Annotated in this window: 15 protein-coding genes; all 15 read right to left on the reverse strand. The window is 69.3% G+C overall.

The genetic code is table 11. The features are described from left to right. Positions 1–22 precede the first annotated feature (22 nt). Positions 23–313 carry a YggT family protein gene (locus ACIBJB_RS00465; protein WP_057618503.1) on the reverse strand — a complete coding sequence of 97 codons (291 nt, stop codon included), beginning with the start codon at positions 311–313 and terminating at the stop codon, positions 23–25. 50 nt (positions 314–363) lie between these two features. Beyond that, positions 364–1,005, reverse strand: coding sequence for a cell division protein SepF (locus tag ACIBJB_RS00470; protein ID WP_266525569.1), 642 nt, complete (start codon positions 1,003–1,005; stop codon positions 364–366). A gap of 129 nt (positions 1,006–1,134) precedes the next feature. Beyond that, entirely contained in the window at positions 1,135–1,854 is a 720-nt protein-coding gene (locus tag ACIBJB_RS00475; RefSeq protein ID WP_398925000.1) for a YggS family pyridoxal phosphate-dependent enzyme, read from the reverse strand. A 6-nt stretch (positions 1,855–1,860) separates the two neighbouring features. Then, positions 1,861–2,589, reverse strand: coding sequence for a peptidoglycan editing factor PgeF (pgeF, locus tag ACIBJB_RS00480; RefSeq protein WP_398925002.1), 729 nt, complete (start codon positions 2,587–2,589; stop codon positions 1,861–1,863). Beyond that, positions 2,586–3,782 carry a cell division protein FtsZ gene (gene ftsZ / locus ACIBJB_RS00485; protein ID WP_398925005.1) on the reverse strand — a complete coding sequence of 399 codons (1,197 nt, stop codon included), beginning with the start codon at positions 3,780–3,782 and terminating at the stop codon, positions 2,586–2,588. The genes pgeF and ftsZ overlap by 4 nt, the downstream gene beginning before the upstream one ends. Before the next feature lie 287 nt (positions 3,783–4,069). Continuing rightward, the gene (locus ACIBJB_RS00490) at positions 4,070–4,864 is read right to left on the reverse strand and encodes a cell division protein FtsQ/DivIB (RefSeq protein ID WP_398925007.1); all 795 of its coding nucleotides are present in this window, start codon (positions 4,862–4,864) and stop codon (positions 4,070–4,072) included. A gap of 19 nt (positions 4,865–4,883) precedes the next feature. Further along, the gene (gene murG / locus ACIBJB_RS00495) at positions 4,884–5,978 is read right to left on the reverse strand and encodes an undecaprenyldiphospho-muramoylpentapeptide beta-N-acetylglucosaminyltransferase (protein ID WP_398925009.1); all 1,095 of its coding nucleotides are present in this window, start codon (positions 5,976–5,978) and stop codon (positions 4,884–4,886) included. A gap of 6 nt (positions 5,979–5,984) precedes the next feature. Then, positions 5,985–7,346 carry a putative lipid II flippase FtsW gene (gene ftsW, locus ACIBJB_RS00500; RefSeq protein WP_398925011.1) on the reverse strand — a complete coding sequence of 454 codons (1,362 nt, stop codon included), beginning with the start codon at positions 7,344–7,346 and terminating at the stop codon, positions 5,985–5,987. 20 nt (positions 7,347–7,366) lie between these two features. Further along, the gene (gene murD / locus ACIBJB_RS00505) at positions 7,367–8,800 is read right to left on the reverse strand and encodes a UDP-N-acetylmuramoyl-L-alanine--D-glutamate ligase (protein WP_398925013.1); all 1,434 of its coding nucleotides are present in this window, start codon (positions 8,798–8,800) and stop codon (positions 7,367–7,369) included. Further along, positions 8,782–9,855 (reverse strand): phospho-N-acetylmuramoyl-pentapeptide-transferase, encoded by a 1,074-nt coding sequence (gene mraY, locus ACIBJB_RS00510; RefSeq protein ID WP_306982778.1) that lies wholly within the window; start codon positions 9,853–9,855, stop codon positions 8,782–8,784. Before mraY ends, murD begins: the two co-directional genes overlap by 19 nt. Then, entirely contained in the window at positions 9,852–11,261 is a 1,410-nt protein-coding gene (gene murF, locus ACIBJB_RS00515) for a UDP-N-acetylmuramoyl-tripeptide--D-alanyl-D-alanine ligase (RefSeq protein ID WP_398925015.1), read from the reverse strand. Before murF ends, mraY begins: the two co-directional genes overlap by 4 nt. Positions 11,262–11,265: 4 nt before the next feature. Beyond that, positions 11,266–12,786 (reverse strand): UDP-N-acetylmuramoyl-L-alanyl-D-glutamate--2,6-diaminopimelate ligase, encoded by a 1,521-nt coding sequence (locus ACIBJB_RS00520; protein ID WP_398925017.1) that lies wholly within the window; start codon positions 12,784–12,786, stop codon positions 11,266–11,268. A gap of 202 nt (positions 12,787–12,988) precedes the next feature. Beyond that, entirely contained in the window at positions 12,989–14,965 is a 1,977-nt protein-coding gene (locus tag ACIBJB_RS00525) for a peptidoglycan D,D-transpeptidase FtsI family protein (protein ID WP_398925019.1), read from the reverse strand. 5 nt (positions 14,966–14,970) lie between these two features. Further along, on the reverse strand, positions 14,971–15,513 hold the full coding sequence (locus ACIBJB_RS00530) for a hypothetical protein (RefSeq protein ID WP_398925021.1): 543 nt from the start codon (positions 15,511–15,513) through the stop codon (positions 14,971–14,973). Positions 15,514–15,573: 60 nt separating this feature from the next. Continuing rightward, complete coding sequence (rsmH, locus tag ACIBJB_RS00535; protein WP_398925023.1) at positions 15,574–16,530, reverse strand: 16S rRNA (cytosine(1402)-N(4))-methyltransferase RsmH; 957 nt, start codon at positions 16,528–16,530, stop codon at positions 15,574–15,576. Between the last annotated feature and the right edge of the window lie 230 nt (positions 16,531–16,760).

Below are 16,760 nucleotides of genomic sequence, written 5' to 3' on the forward strand. Positions count from 1 at the left end.
GGCAAGACCGTATCGTCCACAGTCACCTCGCCAGGTTTCCCGTGATGGAGATGAGGATGTAGACGATGATCATCAGCACGAAGAAGGACAGGTCGAGCGCCACGCCCCCGAGACGCAGCGGCGGGATGAACCGCCGCAGAAGCTTCAACGGTGGATCGGTGACAGTGTAGGTGGCCTCCAGAACGACCACCATCGCCTTGCCGGGTTGCCACGAGCGGGCGAACTGGAAGACGTAGTCCATGACCAACCGGAAGATGAGCACGATGAGGAACACCATCAGCGCGATGTAGATCACCTGCGCGAACACGCTCATGGTCTGTCTTTCCCTCTCCCCTGTTCCGTACTTCGTTCCGGTTGTGCTTCTCAGCTCTGGTTGAAGAATCCGCCCTCTGCGATGCGGGCCTTGTCCTCCGCCGTGACATCGACGTTAGCAGGCGACAACAGGAACACCTTCTGCGTCACCCGCTCGATGCTGCCGTGAAGACCAAACACCAAACCGGCCGCAAAGTCGACAAGTCGCTTGGCGTCTGTGTCATCCATCTCAGTCAGATTCATGATCACCGGGGTGCCCTCACGGAAGTGTTCCCCGATGGTACGGGCCTCGTTGTAGGTCCGGGGGTGAAGCGTGGTGATCCGGTAAGGCTCTCGTTCCGACACGACCTTGGGCATGATCACCGGTGCGTTCTTCTCCAGGCTTGCACGTTCTTGTGTGATGGATGCCACGGGCGCGATGCGCGCGGGACGCACCGATTCCGCGGCCAGCGAAGTGGATCGGGGCACCGAGTCGCGCGGCACCGAGGACTGCACGACTCTGACCGATTCATCCCTTTCGGGCTGAAGTGCCTGATGTGACTGGTGAGACGGCTCATGCCGTCGACGGTCCCGCTCGGGCTCCGGGTCGAGTTCCGGTTCGAAGTCGTCGTCGGGGTCGAAACCGCGGCCGTCGTACCCATCGTCCTCCACGAGGCCGAGGTAGACCGCCATCTTGCGCATCGCGCCGGCCATTCTCTGAGTCCTCCGCTCTGTGGTGGATCGGCTGACGACTGCCAAGTGCCCGCGATCCACGAGGTCGTTATGACCGCCTTTCGGCGGTAATGACCATATTTTCTGCTGTGGTCCGACTTCTTGGCGACGTTACCCGAGCCTGGGGCGGACTCCGAGTACCGCGGTGCCGACGCGCACATGTGTCGCCCCTGCCGCCACGGCCTGTTCGAGGTCCGCACTCATCCCTGCCGAGACCATGTTCGCAGCCTGATGGACTCTGCGCAGGTCGGTCGACAAATCCATCAACCGCTCGAACGCCGCCTGTTCGCGTCCCGCGTACTCCCCGGTGAGCGGAGCGACGGTCATCAGCCCGTCGAGCCGCAACCCCGGAGCCCCGGCCACGAGATCGGCCAACTCCGCGATTCCGCCTGGCGCCACGCCGCCCCGCTCCCCTCGCTCGCTCGCCCCGGCGTCGAGCGCGACCTGGATGAGGCATCCCACTTCGCGCCCGGCCTTCACGGCCTCCTTCGAAAGAGCCGTCACCAGCTTGGAACGATCGACGGACTGCACGAGATCCGCGTAACCGACCACAGATCGCACCTTGTTGGTCTGCAACTGACCCACAAAATGCCAAGTAAGCGGCAAATCCGAACATTCGGCAGCCTTGGGCGCCGCGTCCTGGTCCTTGTTCTCGGCGACATGGCGCACGCCGAGCTCAGACAGCATCCGCACATCGCTCGCGGGATAGGTCTTGGTGACCACGATGAGGGTCACTTCATCCCGCGCTCGCCCGGCGGCCGCACACGCGGCGGCGATGCGCTGCTCCACCTTCGCCAGATTTGCGGCGAGTTCGCCCTTACGGTCCGTCATGCCCCATCAGTCCAGCCAGACATATCCCGCGAGTCGCCCCGTGGTGCGATCGCGGCGATACGAGAAGTGGTCGCCCGACTCCAGCGTGCACACCGGCGACTGCTGCCGGTCGCGCACCCCGAGCCGGTCGAGTTGCGCGTGCACTCCGGCGGTCACGTCGACCGAGGGCGTGCCCCAACTCGTCTCGGCGTGCGCCGCGGGTTCGACGGCGGCGACGTCGGCGCGCATCTCCTCGGGCACTTCGTAGCACTTGCCGCAGACGGCGGGTCCGGTGCGGGCGACGATCCGTGCGGGATCGGCGCCGAGTTCCGTCATCGCGCGTAGCGCGGCGGGGACGACTCCGGCGACCATGCCGGGCCGGCCCGCGTGAACCGCCGCGGCGATCCCGGCGATCGGGTCGGCGAGCAGCACCGGGGTGCAGTCCGCGGTGAGGACGGCGAGGGCGAGACCGCGTTCGGCGGTGACGACCGCGTCGACCCGAGGCACCGGGCGTTCGCCCCACGGCGCGGAGACCACCACGGCGTCCGCTCCGTGCACCTGGTTCATCCAGACCACCCGGTCGGGATCGAGACCGAGCGACTTGGCGGCCAGTTCGCGATTGGTCCCCACGGCCTCGGGGTCGTCGCCGACCGCCCCGCCGAGGTTGAGCTCCTCATACGGAGCGGCGCTCACCCCGCCCCACCGGTCGGTGAAGGCGAAGTGCGCGCCGCTCACGCTCTCGCGCCGTCCTGTCACTTCAGGAAGTCCGGCACGTCCAGCTCCTCGGCCGCGCTGTCGGTGTAGTGCCGCGACGGCGGGACCGGCGGGGCGGCCGGGAGGTCGGCGACCGGCTCGGGCGCGGGCTCCGGGTCCTCCTTCGGCGTGACGCTGCCGAGCGAGCCGAAGGACGGGCGGCTCTCGGTCTGCCGTACCGGAGTGGGCTCCTCGCGGCGGGCCGGGGTCGAGGACGATCCCATGACCGTCTCCCGGCGGGTCGGCGGCTGCCCCCCGTCGAAGCCGGCGGCGATCACGGTGACGCGGACCTCGTCGCCGAGGGCGTCGTCGATGACCGCACCGAAGATGATGTTGGCCTCGGGGTGGGCGGCCTCGCTGACCAGCTGGGCCGCTTCGTTGATCTCGAACAGACCGAGGTCGGAGCCGCCGGAGATGGAGAGCAGCACACCGCGGGCGCCGTCGATGGACGCCTCCAGGAGCGGCGAGGAGATCGCCATCTCTGCGGCGGCCACCGCGCGGTCGTCGCCGCGGGCCGAGCCGATGCCCATGAGCGCCGAACCGGCCTCGGACATGACCGACTTGACGTCGGCGAAGTCGAGGTTGATCAGACCGGGCGTGGTGATGAGGTCGGTGATGCCCTGGACACCGGAGAGCAGGACCTGGTCGGCCGACTTGAAGGCGTCGAGGACCGAGACCTGGCGGTCCGAGATGGACAGCAGCCGGTCGTTGGGGATGACGATGAGGGTGTCGACCTCTTCGCGGAGTTCGGCGATGCCGTCCTCGGCCTGGTTGGCGCGGCGCCGTCCCTCGAAGGTGAACGGGCGCGTGACCACGCCGATGGTGAGGGCGCCCAGGGTGCGTGCGATGTTGGCCACGACGGGTGCGCCGCCGGTGCCGGTGCCGCCGCCTTCACCGGCCGTCACGAAGACCATGTCGGCCCCCTTGAGGACCTCCTCGATCTCCTCGCGGTGGTCCTCGGCGGCCTTGCGGCCCACGGCCGGGTTGGCTCCGGCGCCGAGTCCGCGGGTGAGTTCGCGGCCGACGTCGAGCTTGACGTCGGCGTCGCTCATCAACAGCGCCTGCGCGTCGGTGTTGATGGCGATGAACTCGACGCCCTTGAGACCGACCTCGATCATCCGGTTGATGGCATTGACACCACCGCCGCCGACACCGATGACTTTGATGACTGCGAGGTAGTTCTGCGGTGCTGCCACGTCGAAGGCCTCTCGCCTCGAGTTACGTGTCGCCGAACCAACGGGGCACTGCTGCCTCGCGATCCGCCGACTGATGCCGAATGGGACGGTCCGTAGCGCCGACCCGAACCCTAACGCTGAAGTTTAGGGTTACCAGTGTGTCTGTTCTCTGGAGTCTTCTGAACAGGACACTAAGTCGACAAGTGGCGCACGTTCAACGAACACGCCGAACCTCCCGTTTTTCTTTTCACCCTATGTGATCAGCCGTAGCAGTGCCCAACCAGGGTGCTGGCCTGCGCTGATGTGCGTCAACTCCCTGATGACGCGGGGGCGGTGGGGACGCTGACATCGAAGTGCCGCGCATCGGGAGTGGCTTTCATGAGAGCAGCGAGCGTACGGGCCTTCGCGGCGCCTTTCTCGCTGCTTCCCCAGGCGACGGTACGACCGCCCCCCAACTCCAGCCAGATGTCGTCGTACGAACGCACCTTGACGGAACGGGTCGCGTGCGCGACGGCGGCCGGAATGTCACCCGCCACGCGCACCGCTTCGCGCACGAGCCGCCCCTCGCCGAAGCGGCGCAGGCTCGCGGCACGGGAGTCCCGCGGGGAGAGCGTCAATTCCAGGGCGGGGACGCCTTTGGGGGCCTCAGAAACCGTGGCGAATCGGACGCCTTCGTCGTCCACTTCGACGAAGTTTCCGCCCTTTTGGACAAGCAGAACCGGAGTACGCTCGGTCACTTTCAGCCCGATTCCGTCGGGCCAGGAACGAGTGACATCAACCGAGTCAATTCGGGGCAATTTCCGGAGCAGTCGCGCCTCAATCGCATCGGTGTCGACGGAAATCAGCGGTGATCCGACGGGGACGTCGGCGGCCTCGCGGACCTGCTCCGGAGTCAGCACCCTGGTTCCCGAGACCGACACACTGTCGACACGCAGCCACTGGGAGCCGTACAACAGCCAGACGGTGCCCGCGGAAAGGAGCACGAGTGCCACGGCAAGAATGATGATCGTACGAAGCCGACGCACCCTCAACCGCCGGGCCGGAGGCGGGCCGGACGACTCCTGCTGGCGTTCACCGCGCTCGGCGGTCGTCGATCCGGCCACGCCCACTCCCTTTTCCTGGCTACTGGCGTCGGTGGGAGGCGATCGCCTCGTACACCATGCCGACGAGCAGCTCGTCGGCGTCCCGGCGGCCGAACTCGGCGGCGGCGCGGGACATCTCGTACAGCCGGTGCGGGTCGGCGAGCACGGGCAGGACGTTGGCCCGGACCCAGTCCGGCGTCAGTTCCGCGTCGTCGACCAGCAGTCCGCCGCCGGCCTTGACCACCGGCTGGGCGTTCAGCCGCTGTTCTCCGTTGCCGATGGGCAGCGGGACGTAGGCGGCCGGGAGCCCGACGGCGGAGAGTTCGGCGACGGTCATCGCGCCCGCGCGGCAGAGCATCATGTCGGCCGCGGCGTACGCGAGGTCCATCCGGTCCAGGTAACTTACCGGGATGTAGGGGGGCATTCCCGGCATCTGCTGTACGTGCGGCAGTTCGTTCTTCGGGCCGACCGCGTGCAGGATCTGGATCCCGGCCTGCTGGAGCCAGGGCGCGACCTGCTGGACGACCTCGTTGAGGCGCCGGGCACCCTGCGAGCCTCCGGAGACCAGCAGCGTCGGCAGGTTCGGGTCGAGGCCGAACATGTGCCGGGCCTCGGGGCGGGCGGCGGCCCGGTCCAGGGTGGCGATGGTGTGGCGCAGCGGGATGCCGATGTAGCGGGAGTTGCGCAGCTTGCTGTCCGGCGTGGCCACGGCGACCTGGGCGGCGTACCGGGAGCCGATCTTGTTGGCGAGGCCGGGGCGGGCGTTGGCCTCGTGGATCACGATCGGCACCCCGAGCCGCTTGGCGGCGAGGTAGCCGGGCAGCGCCACATAGCCGCCGAAGCCGACGACGGCGTCGGCCTTGGTGCGCTCCAGGATCTGCTCGGTGGCCTTGATCGTGCCGCGCAGCCGGCCCGGCACGGTGATCAGTTCAGGCGTGGGCCTACGGGGCAGCGGGACGGCCGGGATCAGCGCGAGCTCGTAGCCGCGCTGTGGGACGAGTTTGGTCTCCAGCCCCCGTTCCGTGCCCAGAGCCGTGATCCCCACGCTCGGGTCCTGCCTGCGCAGGGCGTCCGCGAGGGCGAGCGCGGGCTCGATGTGGCCGGCGGTCCCCCCACCGGCGAGTACGACATGCACCGAAATTCACCGCTCTCCGGACGAACGCGCCGATGGGGCGCGCCGTCGCATCGTGTTCCATCTCCGAGGCCCCCGTGCCGGCACGGCGCCTCCCGCCCGCTTTCTACCAAAGCGGGGTTGCCGCATCGAAAGCGCCGCCCGCGCGGCGGGGTCGTCACGCGCGAACGCGATCAGCAGCCCGACGGCGAACATGGTCGGCAGCAGGGCGGAACCTCCGTAGGAGAACAGCGGGAGCGGGACGCCGGCGATCGGCAGCAGACCGAGCACCGCACCGATGTTGATCACAGCCTGAGCGGTGATCCAGGTGGTCACGCCTCCCGCGGCATACCTCACGAAGGGGTCCTCCGTGCGTCCGGCCACGCGGATACCCGCATAGCCTAGAGCCGCGAAGAGGGCGAGTACCGACAGCGTCCCCGCGAGGCCCAGTTCCTCACCGGTGACGGCGAAGATGAAGTCGGTGTGGGCTTCGGGGAGTTGGCCCCATTTCTCCACACTCGCACCCAGCCCGGAACCGAAGATTCCGCCGGAGGCGAGGGCGTAGATGCCGTGCACGGCCTGCCAGCAGTCGGCGGCGCCGGACTTGGGCTCGGTGGCGCCGATGCAGGCGAGCCGGGCCATGCGGTTGGGGCTGGTCTTGATGAGGACGAACCCGATGAACGCGGCGACCGACAGCACCCCGACGAACAGCCGGGTCGGCGCCCCCGCGAGCCACAGCAGGCCGAACAGGATCGCCGTCAGGATGATCGCCGTACCCATGTCGCCGCCGAGCATGATCAGCCCGAGCAGCAGGAAGGCGACCGGGACGAGCGGCACCAGCATGTGCTTCCACTGGGTCAGCAGCTTCTTGTCCTGTTTGCGGGCGAGCAGGTCGGCCGCCCACAGCACGAGGGCCAGTTTGCCGAACTCGCTGGGCTGGATCTGGAAGGAGCCGCCGAGCGAGATCCAGTTCTGGTTGCCGTTGACCGACATCCCTATCCCCGGCACCTGCACCAGGGCCATCAGGAAGACCGCGCCCGCCAGGATCGGATAGGCGAGCGCCCGGTGCAGCTTGACCGGCATCCGGGAGGCGATCAGCAGCAGCACGGTGCCGATGACGGCGGCCAGGAACTGTTTGCGGAAGAAGAAGGATCCCGGCAAGGACATCTGCAGAGCCGTGATCTGGGAGGCCGAGTAGACCATCACCAGACCGAGCACGGTGATCAGCAGGCTGCCGCCGAGGATCAGGTAGTAGGCCGTCAGTGGCCGGTCCCAGGCCTTGCGCGCGCGCGTGTAGAGCCGTTGTACGGGGTTCTCGCGCGGGGGCCGGGAGACGGCGGGGCGCCGGGACGCCCGCTGCACGGGCGGCCTGCCGGTACGGCTACTGGGCATCAACGCCTCCGCTACGTCGGTCAGGAGCCGAGTTCGCGAACCGCCTCCGCGAACGCGTCACCGCGCTTGTTGTAGTTGGCGAACATGTCCATTGAGGCGCAGGCCGGGGCCAGCAGCACCGTGTCACCAGCGACGGCGAGGCGCGAAGCCTCCCGGACAGCCGCGAGCATCGCCCCAGTGTCGGTCCGGTCGAGGTCCACCACGGGTACTTCCGGGGCGTGTCGCGCGAGGGCTTCACGGATCAGGGCGCGGTCCTGGCCGATCAGCACGACACCGCGAAGTCGCTTCGCCGACTTGGCGACCAGCTCGTCGAAGGTCGCGCCCTTGGCGAGCCCGCCCGCGATCCACACGATCGACTCGTAGGCCGCCAACGAGGCTTCCGCGGCGTGGGTGTTGGTGGCCTTGGAGTCGTCGACGTACGCGACCGCGTCCACGTCGGCCACGTGGGCGATGCGGTGGGCGTCCGGGGTGAAGTCCCGCAGCCCGTCCCGTACGGCCCTTGCGGGCACCCCGAATGCGCGTGCGAGGGCCGCCGCCGCAAGGGCGTTGGCGATGTTGTGCGGGGCGGGCGGATTGACGTCGGAGATCTCGGCGAGTTCCTGGGCGTTCTTGTGCCGGTCCTCGACGAAGGCGCGGTCGACCAGAATGCCCTCGACGACGCCGAGTTGGGACGGTCCGGGAGTGCCGAGGGTGAAACCGACGGCCCGGCAGCCCTCCTCGACGTCCGCCTCGCGCACCAGGTCCTCGGTGGCCTTGTCGGCGACGTTGTAGACGCAGGCGACCCGATTGCCCTCGTAGATACGGCCCTTGTCGGCGGCGTACGCCTCCATGGAGCCGTGCCAGTCCAGGTGGTCCGGCGCCAGGTTCAGCACGGCGGCGGAGTGGGCGCGCAGGGAGGGCGCCCAGTGGAGCTGATAGCTCGACAACTCCACGGCGAGGACGTCGTACTGCTCGTCGCCGAGCACCGCGTCCAGCAGGGAGACGCCGATGTTGCCGACGGCGGCGGTGCGCAGCCCCGCGGCCTTCAGGATCGACGCCAGCATCTGGGTGGTGGTCGTCTTGCCGTTGGTGCCGGTGATCGCGAGCCAGGGAGCCGCGTCGGGACCCCTGAGCCGCCAGGCGAGTTCGACATCGCCCCAGATCTCCAGGCCGGCCTCACGGGCCGCCGCGAACAGCGGCTTGTCCGGCTTCCAGCCGGGCGCGGTGACGACGAGTTCGGTGCCTTCGGGCAGGGTCGCACCGTCACCGAGGCGCACGGTGATGCCGAGCGCCTCCAACTCGGCGGCCTGCTCACGCGCGCGTGCGTCGTCGCCGTCGTTGACGACCGTGACGTTCGCCCCGCGCGCGTGCAGCACCTTGGCCGCCGGGATGCCGGAGACACCGAGTCCGGCGACGGTGACGTGCTTGCCCTGCCAGTCCAAAGGCTCCGAGGAGGTCACTTTTCCGCTGCCCATCCCGCATAGAAGAGGCCCAGTCCGACGATCACACAGATGCCCTGGATGATCCAGAAACGGACCACGATGAGGACTTCGGACCAGCCCTTGAGTTCGAAGTGGTGCTGGAGCGGTGCCATCCGGAAGACCCGCTTGCCCGTCATCCGGAAGGAGCCGACCTGGATGACGACCGACATGGTGATGAGGACGAACAGACCGCCCATGATGGCGACCAGGAGCTCCGTGCGGGACAGGATCGCCAGGCCCGTGAGGACACCGCCGAGGGCGAGCGAACCGGTGTCGCCCATGAAGATCTTGGCCGGCGAGGTGTTCCACCACAGGAAGCCGAGGCAGGCACCCATCAGCGCGGAGGCGATCACCGCGAGGTCGAGTGGATCGCGCACCTCGTAACAGGCGTTCGGGTTGGTCAGGGTGCCCGCGTTGGCGCAGGACTCCTGGAACTGCCAGACGCCGATGAACGTGTAGGCGCCGAAGACGAGGACGGAGGCGCCGGTGGCGAGGCCGTCCAGACCGTCGGTGAGGTTCACGCCGTTCGACATGGCGAGGATCATGAACAGCGCCCAGACCACGAACAGGATCGGGCCGATCTTCCAGCCGAAGTCGGTGATGAACGACAGCCTCGTGGAGGCCGGACTGTTGCCCCGGGCATCCGGGAACATCAGCGCGAGCACCGCGAAGCTGATGCCGACGATCAGCTGGCCGGCCATCTTCGCCTTGGCCCGAAGGCCCAGCGAACGCCGCTTGACGATCTTGATGTAGTCGTCGAGGAAGCCGACCAGGCCCATGCCGCACATCAGGCCGAGCACCAACAGGCCCGAGTAGGTGGGCGGGTACCCGGTGATGACCTTGGAAAGGAAGTAGGCGACGACCGTCGCCAGGATGAAGGCGATACCGCCCATCGTCGGCGTACCGCGCTTGCTGCCGTGCGAGCGCGGGCCGTCGTCCCGGATGTACTGGCCGTAACCCTTGCGCGCGAGCAGCTTGATCAGCAGCGGGGTGCCGACCAGGGTCAGAAAGAGGCCGATGACTCCTGAGAACAGGATCTGCTTCATCATCGGGCGGCAACCTCACCCTCGGCGTCGAGCAGCGCCTGGGCGACGCTCTCCAGGCCGACCGAACGGGACGCCTTCACGAGGACGACGTCTCCCGGGCGCAATTCACTGCGCAGCAGGTCGACCGCCGCCTGTGCGTCGGACACGTGCACCGACTCCTCACCCCACGAACCCTCGTTATATGCGCCCAGTTGCAGCCAGGACGCTTCCCTGCCCCCGACCGCGACGAGCTTGCCGACATTGAGCCGGACGGCGAGCCGTCCGACCGCGTCGTGCTCGGCGAGCGCCTCGTCCCCGAGCTCGGCCATCTTGCCGAGCACCGCCCAGGTCCGCCGCCCCTTGCCCATCGCCGCGAGCGCGCGCAAGGCCGCTCGCATGGACTCGGGGTTCGCGTTGTAGGCGTCGTTGACGATGGTCACGCCGTCCGGGCGCTCGGTGACCTCCATACGCCAGCGGGAGAGGGAGCCCGCCTCGGAGAGCGCGGTGGCGATCTCACTTGCGGACATGCCCAGCTCATGGGCGACGGCGGCCGCGGCGAGCGCGTTCGACACGTGGTGCTCACCGTACAGGCGCATGGTCACTTCGCTTGCACCGGAGGGTGTGTGAAGCATGAAGGCGGGCTGTCCGCTGTCCGTGAGTCGTACGTTCTCGGCTCGAACGTCCGCTTCGCCGGACTCTCCGAAAAGGATCACCTTCGCCTTCGTACGGGAGGCCATGGCCCGTACGAGAGGATCGTCGGCGTTGAGAATCGCGGCGCCGCCCTCACTCGCCGAGGGGAGCGCCTCCACCAACTCGCCCTTGGCCTGCGCGATCTGCTCGCGGCCGCCGAACTCGCCGATATGGGCGGAGCCGACGTTCAGGACCAGGCCGATCCTCGGGGGCGTCAGATCCGTGAGGTAGCTGATGTGGCCGATACCGCGGGCGCCCATCTCCAGGACGAGGAACTTCGTCTCCTCGGTGGCGGTGAGCGCGGTGAGCGGCAGGCCGATCTCGTTGTTGAGCGAGCCCGGTGTGAACACCGTCGGCGCCTTGCGCTGGAGCACCTGGGCGATCAGGTCCTTGGTGCTGGTCTTGCCGGCCGAGCCGGTAAGGGCGACGAGGGTAGCGCCGAGTCGTCGTACGACATGACGCGCGAGGGCGCCGAGGGCCGTCTGGACGTCCTCGACGACGATCGCGGGCACGCCGACGGGGCGCTGGGCCAGCACGGCCACCGCGCCGGCCCGGACGGCTTGTTCGGCGTAGTCGTGGCCGTCGACGCGCTCCCCCACGAAGGCGGCGAACAGAGCGCCGTCCTTCACCTGCCGGGAGTCGATGACGACCGGCCCGTGCACCAGCACCGACGGATCCGGTATGTCGTGCGTCTGCCCGCCGACGACTGAGGCGGTCTCGGCGAGAGAGAGGGCGATCACAAGTTCATCCCTGGGTCTTCTGGATGGCTTCTCGAAGCACCTGGCGGTCGTCGAAGGGACGGACCACCCCGGCGATGTCCTGGCCCTGCTCGTGGCCCTTCCCGGCGACCAGTACGGTGTCGCCCGGCCGCGCGCGGGCGACGGCTGCGGCGATCGCGGCGGCCCGGTCCTCGAAGACCTGGACCTCGCCGCGTTCGTGTACTGGCACGGACGCCGCGCCCTCGAGCATGGTTGCGAGAATCGCGAGGGGGTCCTCGGAGCGGGGGTTGTCGGAGGTCAGTACGGCGGTGTCGGCGAGGCGGGCCGCGGCGGCGCCCATCGGACGGCGCTTGGTCCTGTCGCGGTCGCCTCCACAGCCCAGCACGACGTGCAGCCGGCCCTCGGTGACCTTGCGGAGCGCCTTGAGTACCGACTCGACAGCGTCGGTCTTGTGGGCGTAGTCCACGACCGCGAGGTAGGGCTGTCCGGCGTCCACGCGCTCCAGCCGGCCCGGCACGCCCGGCACCGCGGCGACGCCGTCGGCGGCGGTCTGCGGGTCGAGGCCCGCGGCGGCCAGGGCGACGATCGCGGCGAGGGTGTTCGCCACGTTGAAGGGCCCCGGCAGCGGCGACCTGGCGGTGATCCGCTCGTCCTTGGGGCCGACCACGGTGAACGTCGAGTCCATCGGGCCGACCTGGACGTCCGCGGCGCGCCAGTCGGCGTCCGGGTGGCCCTCGGCGGAGAAGGTGACGACCGGGACCGTGGCCTCCTTGACGAGCCGGCGTCCGTACTCGTCGTCGAGGTTGACCACGCCGAGACGGCTGCGTTTCGGCGTGAACAGCTGCGCCTTGGCCTGGAAGTAGTCCTCCATGCCGGAGTGGAACTCCATGTGCTCCGGGCTGAGGTTGGTGAAGACGCCGATGTCGAAGACACAGCCGTCGACCCGGCCGAGGACCAGCGCGTGGCTGGAGACCTCCATGGCGACCGCCTCGACCCCGCGCTCGCGCATGACCGCGAACAGGGCCTGGAGGTCGGTGGCTTCGGGCGTGGTGCGCTCGGACTTGATGCGCTCGTCGCCGATGCGCATCTCGACGGTGCCGATCAGACCGGTGGACCTGACCCCCTTGAGACCGCCCTCGACGAGGTACGCCGTGGTGGTCTTGCCGGAGGTGCCGGTGATCCCGATCTGGAGCAGGTCCCGGCCGGGGTGACCGTAGATCGTGGCCGCCAGTTCGCCCATCCCCGCGCGCGGGTCCTCGACGACCAGCACCGGGAGCCCGGTCGCGGCGGCACGCTCGGCGCCTGCCGGATCGGTCAGCACCGCGACCGCGCCGAGACCGACGGCCTGGGTGACGAAGTCGGCGCCGTGCAGGCGGGCGCCCGGGAGGGCGGCGTACAGGTCGCCGGGGCGGACGGCACGCGAGTCATGGGTGATGCCCGTGACCTGCGCGGCGTTCCCCGGCTGCTCGGCACCCAGCTGGTCGGCGAGCTCCGCGAGGGGTGTTGCGGAGACCCGGACCGGCCGGGGCGGTCCGGGATATGTCACGGGTGCGCCCTTCTGGGTGGTTTGGGTCTGATCAGCGTGTGGCACGGCGGTGAGCGTACCGGGCACACCCGCCTCGGAGCGAAGCGAGGGGCGAGGCGCCCCCTGGTTCCCGGAATCGGAGGTGATCGTCGTCACGAGGTGGTTCCTGGTGGCCTTTCCGAGGTGCTGATGAGGTGCTGATGAGGTGCTCGGCTGGTGCTGATCAGGGCGTGTAGGAGACGGGCAGCTTCGCGGCCTTCGCCCCCGTGGGCGGGACCTGCAGGGTCTTCAGGGCGAACTCCATGACCTGCTTGTAGACGGGTCCGCAGATCTGGCCGCCGAAGTAACTGCCGCTGGTGGCGTTCTGGATGGCGCAGTAGACGGTGATCCGGGGCTTGTCGGCGGGCGCGAAGCCGGCGAACGACGAGGTGTAGCCCTTGTACTTGCCGGTGGCCGGATCCACGCGGTTGGCCGTGCCCGTCTTGCCCGCGACCCGGTAGCCGGGGATGCGTGCCTTGGTGCCGGTGCCCTCCTGGTCGTCCACGACCGACTCCAGCATCCGGGCCAGCGTCTTGGCCGTCTTGGCGCTGACGACCCTTGTCTCCTTGGGCTTCGCGGCGGGTGTGAAGCGTCCGTCGGGTCCCTTCGTGCCGCGCACGAGGGTCGGTTCGACGCGGACACCGCCGTTGGCGATCGTCGAGTAGACGGACGCGGCCTGCATCGCGTTGAGGGACACGCCTTGGCCGAAAGGAATCGTGTACTGCTGCGAGGTCGACCAGTCCGCGGGCTTGGCGAGGATGCCCGGGGTCTCGCCGGGGAAGTCGAGCCCGGAGTAGCGGCCGAGCCCGAATTTGTGCAGGTACGAGTAGAGGACCCGGTTGGCCTGCGCCTGGGTCTTGCCGAGCTGGCCGGTCGCCAGGATGGTGCCGATGTTGCTGGACTTGGCGAGCACGCCGTTGAGCGTGAGGTACCAGGTCTCGTGGTCGATGTCGTCCTTGAAGAGCCGGTCACCGCGGTGCAGCCGGTTGGGCACGATCACATGCGTGAGCGGGGTGGCGACGCCCTGTTCCAGTACGGCGGCCATGGACATGACCTTGGCGGTGGAACCGGGCTCGTAGGCGTCCTGGAGGGCCGCGTTGCCCATGTTCACCGAGCTCGCCTTGGACAGGTCGTTCGGGTCGAAGCCGGGCGAGTTGGCCATGGCGAGAACCTGACCGGTCTGCGTGTCCTGCACTATCACGTACCCGCGGTCCGCCTTGGACTCCTTCACCTGCTCGGTGATGGCCTGCTGGGCGGCCCACTGGATGTCGCGGTCGATGGTGAGCTCGACGTCGCTGCCGGGCACCGCGGGGGTCTCGGTGGAGCCCACGGTGGGCACCTGACGGCCGCCGGACTGGGCGTAGCGGATCTTGCCGTCCTTGCCGGCCAGCAGGGAGTTCAACTGCTGCTCGACACCGCCGCCGCCCTTGCCGTCGGCGTTGACCCAGCCCAGTATCCCGGCGGCGAGATCGCCGTTCGGGTACACGCGCTTGGTGGTCGGCACGGACAGGACGCCCGCGAGGACGTTGGCCGTGCCCGGGTCGGTCTCGCTCTTGGTGGCGAGCGCGGACTTCAGGTCCTTGATCTGCTTCCAGACCTGCGGGGTCTGGCGGTTGGCGAGCAGGGCGTAGCGGAGTTTCCTGTCCTTGGGCCGCAGCTTCTTGACGATCGCCTCCTGCTCCTGCCCCAGGATCGGGGCGAGCAGGGCGGCGGCCTGCTCGGGGCCGTCGTCGATCTTCAACTCCTCGCGGGTGAACAGCGTGGGGTCGGCCGTGATGTCGTACGCGTCCTCGCTGGTCGCGAGGGCCACGCCGTCGCGGTCGGTGATCCCGCCGCGCTCGGCGGCCAGCGTGTAGCCGACGTACCGGTTCTGCTCGGCCTTGGCGGCGTACGTGCTCGCGTCGACGGCCTGCACCTGGAGCAGTCGTACGACGAAGGCGGCCAGCACCAGCGTCAGCGCGAGGCCGACCAGGCGCAGCCGGGGGCGGGGACTGCCCAGGCGGATGGTCTTGGGGGGCGCGGGGCGGGGCGCCGCGGGGCGGCGGGCCGGACGGGCTCCGGGGCCCGGGCGGGGTCGGCCGACGGGGCGGGCGGAGCGCTCGGGGCGCGCGGGTCCGGGCACGCGGCGGCGCGGCGGTTGCCTGCCGAAATCGTCGGACACTTCCGTCACCTGCCGGGGGTCGGGGTCGTGGGGGGCGGGACGACCGAGGGCACGGCCTCGGGCGCTGGTACGACGGTTTCCGTCGGGGTGGGACTGGCCGTCGGCGTCGGGACGGTCGCGCTGTCGATCACCTCGGGGGCGAGGACGAGCGGCATCCGCAAGGAGGCCGGTTCGGCGTCGGAGGCGGGGGACGGGACGCCCTTGACGGTGCCGTCGGGGTCGAGGAAGGCCGGGTCTCCGCCGGGCACCATGCCGAGTTCACGGGCGCGGCGTACCAGGGCCTCGGGCGCGGAGTAGGCGTCGATGTCCCGTTGGAGACCCTGTTGCTCGTCGGTGAGGCTCTTCGTCTCCTTCTGGAGGTCGGTGAGCTTGAACGACCCTTCGCTGAGCGCGGAGTTCAGCACCAGCAGCCCGATGAGGCCGCCGCCGAGGAGGAGGACCACGAGGAGCACGAAGGGGGTGCGGGCCGCCTGTCCGGAGCCCGTCGGGCCGGGGAACAGGCGCGCGAGACGGGCCGCCCTCCCCCTCAGTTCGGGTTTCCTACTCACTCACCCTCCAGTGAGTCCGGTTTCCCAACTCACTCGCGCGCCTCACGCGCCTCACGCACTTCACTCGATGGACTCCCTGATTCGCTCGGCGCCCCTGCATCGCGCCGGTGCGGCCCGCCGGTTCTCGGCGATCTCTTCCTCGGTGGGAAGTTCGGCACCGCGCGTGAGCAGCTTGAGCCGGGGCTGGTACTGCTCGGGGACGACGGGCAGTCCGGGCGGGGCGGTGGTGGCGGCGCCGGCCGCGAAGACCTGCTTGACCAGCCGGTCCTCCAGCGAGTGGTACGACAGCACGACGATCCGGCCGCCCACGGCGAGCGACTTCACCGCGGCCGGGATCGCCCGCTCCAGGACGGAGAGTTCGCCGTTGACCTCGATACGCAGGGCCTGGAAGGTGCGCTTGGCCGGGTTGCCGCCGGTGCGCTTGGCGGCCTGCGGCAGGGAGTCCCTGATCAGCTCGACGAGCCGGGCGCTGTGGGAGAAGGGCTCCTTCTCCCGCTCACGCACGATCGCGGACACGATCCGCTTGGCCTGCTTCTCCTCGCCGTACGCCCTGAGGATCCGGACGAGTTCGCCCGGCGGGTAGGTGTTGAGGACCTCGGCGGCGCTCATGCCGGCCGTCTGGTCCATGCGCATGTCGAGGGGGGCGTCCTGGGCGTAGGCGAAGCCCCGGTCGGCCTCGTCGAGTTGCATGGAGGAGACGCCGAGGTCGAAGAGGACACCCTGCACGCGCGCGATGCCGAGCCTGTCGAGGACGTCGGGGAGCTCGTCGTAGACCGCGTGGACGAGGGTGGCACGCTCGCCGAAGGGCGCGAGCCGCTCGCCGGACAGGCGCAGGGCCTCCTTGTCGCGGTCCAGGGCGACGAGCCGGGCCTCGGGGAACCGCTGGAGCAGTGCCTCACTGTGACCACCGAGGCCGAGCGTGCAGTCGACGACCACCGCGCCGGGCCGCTCGAGAGCGGGGGCCAACAGGTCCAGGCACCGCTGGAGCATCACCGGGACATGTCGACTCTTGCTCAAGGGGCCCTCTCAAGTCCGGCGCGTCCATACGCACCGCCGGGTCCCCGCCCGCTCGAGAAGGGGAGGCCTGCCGGCGCCGGAAGCGTCAGCCGACCGGGAGCGGGAGGAGGCCGAGCCGTACGTACGCGCCGCGCACGTGGGGAGATCTCCGGAAAATCGCCGGGGTCTCCGGGGAAAGTCCAGCAGGGAGGCCTCGCCTCCCGCTTCGCGTCACTTTAGTCCACGGCCTC

This window comes from Streptomyces sp. NPDC050759 (assembly GCF_044456945.1).
Taxonomy (GTDB): domain Bacteria; phylum Actinomycetota; class Actinomycetes; order Streptomycetales; family Streptomycetaceae; genus Streptomyces.